The organism is Calothrix sp. CBUCES-K 9914 (assembly GCF_059640475.1).
In genome coordinates this window covers 1-3,351 of the sequence record NZ_JBXXZH010000467.1, presented here as the reverse complement: position 1 = coordinate 3,351, position 3,351 = coordinate 1, and the positions used below count along the sequence as shown (strand labels likewise).

Below are 3,351 nucleotides of genomic sequence, written 5' to 3'. Positions count from 1 at the left end.
TCAATTGCTGACTGTGCAGTAATATTTATTTACAATCTAATCCTACCTGCTCTAAAGTTCTGGGGCAGTATATAATTATAATATATACGCATAAAATATCGAAAAATATTTTAAAATAGAACTAAGCTTTTCTCTCCGACTTTAGCTTTGATTGTCCCAAGATTAAATAGTAAGGTCACAACATGGAACAAATTACCGTTAACGAATTATCCGAAGTTATTAAACAACTATTTAAGGATATACAACGTAATAATAAACCCTTAACAGTTACTGACCAGGGAGAACCATTAGTCGTAATTTCCCCTGCGACTTCTCAACCACAACGCGCTCATGAAGGAGCGCTAAAAGATAGCGGCGAAATTCTGGGAGATTTAATTGCTCCAGCAGTTTCTATTGATACATGGGAAGTACTTCAGTGAAGCTCTTACTTGATACTCACATTTGGCTTTGGTATTTACTTGGTAACGAGCGCCTAAAAACGGCGAAATACTAGAAGATTCAATCGCTCCAGAATCTCAACCTTCAATTGAAGCAGTAATTCACGAATTGGCGCCAACAATTAGCACCCAAGTTTTTCGTTTATTTCCAGAAAGTATTCAGATAAATGGCAAGCAGCTAGAAACTTATGAGGAAGAAGACAAGCAAGTTGGGTTGCCGCGTCTGTTACAAAACTTAATTAACCCAATTACTGAAAGCGTAGAGCGTGAAATAAAACGTTTGCGCTATTTAGGTTCGTTTCGCTCGTTTCCACCACGACGTTTCGCGACAAACTTTTAATAATGCATTACCAAAAGGAATTTCGCCAGTTACACCTGAAGATGTTTCTGTACTTTATATAGAACTTATTGGTAATCAAAGTGTTGTGAGAGAAATGCCTTTGAACGAGTGCGGTGAACTTGTGGAAGCATGGTCAGGTGGATTTTTTGAAGAAGGACTTGAGGAGGTATTTTCGTAGTCATGCTTGCTGAATACGCACTTTCACCGTGTATTTTTGATATTGACTCTTATAATGGCGATGATAAATCAACTCGTAATCAATTATGTGACTCTTCATTAAAAAATATTAGAGACATTTTAATAGAAGAAGAAGCATCAGTACGTAATTTACATAATGGCAATTGGAGTAAGTATGTATTAACACTTAGTTCAAAGCATCCAAACACAAAATATATATTGCGTGTTCTGAATTTACGTTCTGTAAAATCTATCAAAACTATAGAACTATCTAGCCACTTAGAATGGTTTTGATATTAGTACAGTCAATGATATGACAACATGGAACAAATTAAGTCGTCAAGTCAGAGAAGATATTAACAAAGAATTTACCCCTGACTCAATGGGTAAAAAATCGTTAGTTGGGGAACATAAGTTAATATACAGGTTTACTATTCCAGAATAACAGTTATTTTATATACTATTAATTTCTGAAATTCAAAATTATTATGTCGCAAACACAAGATTCTCAATTCCGTATCGAACGCGATTCGATGGGAGAAATGCAAATACCTGGTAATCTATACTACGGTATCCAAACGCTACGCGCGCTTGAAAACTTCCCTATTAGTGGGATTAAGCCTTTACCTACTTACGTAGATGCTTGTATATATATCAAAAAAGCTACGGCGATTGTAAATGGTGAGCTTGGTTGTATTGCTAATGACACTAGCAAAGCTATTGTTCAAGCTGCTGATGAAGTGCTTGCTGGTAAACTTCGCGACCAATTTGTAGTTGATGTGTACCAAGCAGGCGCCGGTACGTCGCATCATATGAATGTTAACGAAGTTCTGACAAACCGCGCGTTGGAAATTCTTGGTGATGAAAAAGGTAATTATAAACGAGTTAATCCTAATGATGATGTAAATTATGGTCAGTCTACTAATGATGTAATTCCAACTGCTATTAGAATTGGTGGGTTGTTGGCATTGATGAAGACGCTGCATCCTGCTTTGGAAAATGCGGTTGAAGCTATGAATGCCAAAGCAGACGAATTTCAAAATGTTATAAAATCAGGTCGCACTCACCTTCAAGATGCTGTTCCTGTACGGCTGGGTGATAGTTTCCGCGCGTGGGCACAAATTTTAAGCGAACACCAAAACCGTATTTATACAGCTTCGAGTGATTTGATGGTGTTGGGGTTGGGGGGTAGTGCTGCTGGTACGGGGTTAAACACTCATCCTAAATATCGTGCGCGTGTGGTAGAAATACTTTCACAGCTTATTGATTGTCCTTTACAACCAGCATCACATCTAATGGCGGCTATGCAAAGTATGGCGCCTTTTGTTAATGTTTCCGGCGCCGTTCGTAATTTGGCTCAAGATTTAGCTAAAATATCCCATGATTTACGGTTGATGGACTCTGGTCCCAAAACCGGGTTCAAAGAAATTCAACTTCCACCTGTTCAACCTGGTTCTTCAATAATGCCAGGTAAGTATAATCCTGTCATGGCTGAAATGACTAGTATGGTTTGCTTTCAGGTTATGGGTTATGATAATGCGATAACGTTTGCAGCTCAAGCTGGACAACTAGAGCTGAATGTGATGATGCCGCTGATTGCTTATGACTTGATTCATAGTATTGAAATTCTTGGTAATACTATCGGCGCCTTAACTGAAAAATGTATCAAAGGTATTACTGCAAATACTGAAAGATGTTTGGAATACGCAGAAGGTAGTTTAGCTTTGGTTACGGCGCTAAACACTCATATTGGCTATCTTAATGCTGCTACTGTTGCCAAGGAATCACTACAAACTGGGAAATCGCTTCGCCAAATTGTGTTAGAAAAGGAACTAATGACTGAAGCTCAACTACAGTCGGTTCTTAACCTTGAACAGATGAGTGCTATTGTACCTTTAATTCATAATTCGTAAGGTGCGTGACACCACTGGATGGTTAGCTTCGTTTAAAAATTGTTATAGTGTCACACACCCTACCTTAATATGGCGCCTTCTGTTAGTTTAATTCGTGCTACTTCCTATGAACGTGAGATGTTACGCTCATCTGTCGAAACTCTTCTCGAACCGCTTGGTGGAATAACTGCGTTTGTTAAACCGGGAAACCGTGTTCTTTTAAAACCGAATTTACTAACAGGCGCGCGTCCCACCAAAGAGTGTACCACCCGTCCAGAACTTGTATATGTAGTCGCCCAAATGGTAATTGAAGCTGGTGGTAAACCTTTTTTGGGTGATAGTCCAGCGTTTGGTAGTGCCAAGGGTGTTGCAATAGCTAACGGGTATCAATTTATTTTAGATGAACTCAAATTACCGATTGTAGAGTTTCACGGCAAACGCTATCAAGCAGCAGGGGAAGATTTTAATCATTTGCTGCTGTGTAAAGAAGCGATGGAAGCTGATG

6 protein-coding genes are annotated in these 3,351 nt (G+C 38.9%); all 6 read left to right on the top strand.

The annotated features are described in order from the left end of the window. Positions 1 to 182 precede the first annotated feature (182 nt). Positions 183 to 419 carry a type II toxin-antitoxin system Phd/YefM family antitoxin gene (locus AC2JBO_RS43985; protein ID WP_496959921.1) on the top strand — a complete coding sequence of 79 codons (237 nt, stop codon included), beginning with the start codon at positions 183 to 185 and terminating at the stop codon, positions 417 to 419. 127 nt (positions 420 to 546) lie between these two features. Then, the gene (locus AC2JBO_RS43980; RefSeq protein ID WP_496959920.1) at positions 547 to 777 is read left to right on the top strand and encodes a hypothetical protein; all 231 of its coding nucleotides are present in this window, start codon (positions 547 to 549) and stop codon (positions 775 to 777) included. Between the two features lie 180 nt (positions 778 to 957). Continuing rightward, positions 958 to 1,248, top strand: coding sequence for a hypothetical protein (locus AC2JBO_RS43975; RefSeq protein ID WP_496959919.1), 291 nt, complete (start codon positions 958 to 960; stop codon positions 1,246 to 1,248). Between the two features lie 19 nt (positions 1,249 to 1,267). Next, the gene (locus tag AC2JBO_RS43970) at positions 1,268 to 1,399 is read left to right on the top strand and encodes a hypothetical protein (protein ID WP_496959918.1); all 132 of its coding nucleotides are present in this window, start codon (positions 1,268 to 1,270) and stop codon (positions 1,397 to 1,399) included. Between the two features lie 43 nt (positions 1,400 to 1,442). Beyond that, the gene (locus tag AC2JBO_RS43965) at positions 1,443 to 2,867 is read left to right on the top strand and encodes an aspartate ammonia-lyase (protein WP_496959917.1); all 1,425 of its coding nucleotides are present in this window, start codon (positions 1,443 to 1,445) and stop codon (positions 2,865 to 2,867) included. Positions 2,868 to 2,936: 69 nt separating this feature from the next. Beyond that, positions 2,937 to 3,351, top strand: a 415-nt coding sequence (locus AC2JBO_RS43960) for a DUF362 domain-containing protein (RefSeq protein ID WP_496959916.1), incomplete at its 3' end; no start/stop codon positions are given.

Coding starts and splice junctions, on each gene's coding strand:
- AC2JBO_RS43985 (WP_496959921.1), top strand. CDS start 183: ATGGAACAAATTACCGTTAACGAATTATCCGAAGTTATTAAACAACTA.
- AC2JBO_RS43975 (WP_496959919.1), top strand. CDS start 958: ATGCTTGCTGAATACGCACTTTCACCGTGTATTTTTGATATTGACTCT.
- AC2JBO_RS43965 (WP_496959917.1), top strand. CDS start 1,443: ATGTCGCAAACACAAGATTCTCAATTCCGTATCGAACGCGATTCGATG.
- AC2JBO_RS43970 (WP_496959918.1), top strand. CDS start 1,268: ATGACAACATGGAACAAATTAAGTCGTCAAGTCAGAGAAGATATTAAC.